The organism is Mammaliicoccus stepanovicii (assembly GCF_002902525.1).
GTDB classification, from domain to species: Bacteria; Bacillota; Bacilli; order Staphylococcales; family Staphylococcaceae; genus Mammaliicoccus; species Mammaliicoccus stepanovicii.
Genome location: NZ_PPQZ01000118.1, coordinates 6,775 through 8,836 on the forward strand (window position 1 = coordinate 6,775; position 2,062 = coordinate 8,836).

Genomic DNA, 2,062 nt, shown 5'->3' on the forward strand with positions numbered 1-2,062 from the left:
TCATTATTAATAATAAAGAAGATATGAATGCGTATGTATTTATTCTAAGTAGTGCGACAGTGATCAATCAATTACCATTAATTTTAAATTTAAAAAATTATATAAAGTATATCCATGTAGACTGGAATAAAGTGATTTATATTATAAAGCAATCATTTCGATACATACTCGCAAACGGATATTTATTTTTGTATACAGTAATCGCCAATGTCATTTTAGGAATAAGCCAAACATATGAGAAAGTGGGTATATTTGCAAATACATTAAATATTTTAATGGTAGCGATAATATTTATAAATACAATTGATTTAGTGATGATCCCTAGAATGATTAAACTATCTACAATAAAAAATGAAAATATACCGAGAACATTACTAGAAAACAATATCAATATTCAAATAGCAATTACTATTCCTATGGCTTTGGGGATGGTTGGAATAATGCCTGGATTTTATAGTTGGTTTTTTGGTGATGAATTTTATGAAACTGTTTCGTTGATGAATGTTGTTGCCATATTATTAGTAATCGTCCCTTTAAACATGTTAATTAGTCGTCAATATTTGATGCTTAATAATAAACTAAAATTTTATAATATAACGGTACTCTTTGGAATTGCCTTTAATTTGCTGTTAAGTATCGCACTCATCCCTAGTTATGGTATTTACGGCGCAGCTATAGCAAGAATTATGACAGAAGCTATACTACTCATTTTGAATTTGAAAGAATTATTCAAAGAGCAAATTCAAATCTATTTTGACCATATATTTAAGAGCCTAATAGCTTCGTTGATTATGTATGGGATTGTCATTTGGATATCAAATCATTTCCCAAATGTTTGGTATTACACGATTTGTAATATCTTTTGTGGTATTTTTATATATTTAGTTATAAGCATGTTGCTCAAAAATAAATATATAGTGATGTTATATAAGAATTTGATATAAGATTTCAATTTCTAGATTATAACTTATATACAATTTCCTACATGTATCATCTTAATTACATTAATTTTTAGTTCTAATGAGTAAGATATGCTTCTCAAATAAAAACCTTTTGTTGAATTCATTTTAAATGAATTTAGTGAAAGGTTTTTTATTTTGCAAAAAAAATCTAGAAAAATATTACACAATAAATATCCGAGCAATTCACTGGTAATTAAACCCATTAATAAAAATATTGTAAAAATATTATTTTGGTATATAACAATTAAGGCTGAATTTAAATATAAGTAAAGACGATGATAGATATTAAAAGTATTGATAATAAATTATGTAAGCGCTTATGTGTAAAGAATAAGAATTATGATTATTAATATTAAAGAAAAGTATTGATTACTAGAAATTAATTACATTAAATGGGATATAAACAACTTATAAAAACTCATATCCTTTTTTATTGAAAAAATAATAAAGATAGGTAAAAATTCAATTTTACAAAATTGATTTTATGTTGTTTAATAATAAAGATGAGATATATTGTGGGATGAGGGGAAAGTATGAAAAATTTACTTTTAATTGTATTTGTAATTTGTTTCACGGTATTTTCAGGATATTTAATGGCATCCGAATCTTTGCAAGAAAAAGATTTAGAAGTCTCAAAACATGATAGAACAAATAAGAAAACGAAAGAAAAACCGAAGCGACAACAAGATGAATTACGGATAGAAAATAAACAAGATCTAGCAGAAATTATTTATAGCGACAAAGACGAAGAGATCAAAATGGGCGCATACAACAAAGCGGTAGAAAAGGGAATTTTACCACGAAGTAATAACTATCAAGAAGCGGTCAATGCATATGAAGAATCAGTGTGGATGGAAGAGAATCAGTAAATTCATTTTATATAAAGAGAGGATTTATGAATGGACGCTTTATACAATATAAAAAAACGACTGGTAAGAAGATTTGATTATATATCTGTTAATCAAACAACTAGCCAAATTCTTATTGAATTTAGATATAAAAATTATTTTTGGTTCAATACAAAATTATTTGAAGTTGAAATTCAAAATAAGAAGATACCAGTAAAAGTTAGTAAAAAAAGAGCAGATAGAATAATATTG

General features: G+C 25.6%; 3 protein-coding genes. All 3 read left to right on the forward strand.

The window, feature by feature from the left end; genetic code table 11:
• A partial coding sequence (locus tag CD111_RS11500; RefSeq protein WP_206124259.1) for a lipopolysaccharide biosynthesis protein occupies positions 1 to 944 on the forward strand: 944 nt, incomplete at its 5' end.
• Between the two features lie 551 nt (positions 945 to 1,495).
• A complete protein-coding gene (locus CD111_RS11505) occupies positions 1,496 to 1,831 on the forward strand; it encodes a hypothetical protein (RefSeq protein WP_095089545.1) in 336 nt (111 codons plus the stop codon).
• 30 nt (positions 1,832 to 1,861) lie between these two features.
• A partial coding sequence (locus tag CD111_RS12580) for a hypothetical protein (RefSeq protein ID WP_158245706.1) occupies positions 1,862 to 2,062 on the forward strand: 201 nt, incomplete at its 3' end.

Bases quoted from the DNA above. Each gene is read 5' to 3' on its own strand.
- CD111_RS11505 (WP_095089545.1), top strand. From the start codon at position 1,496: ATGAAAAATTTACTTTTAATTGTATTTGTAATTTGTTTCACGGTATTT.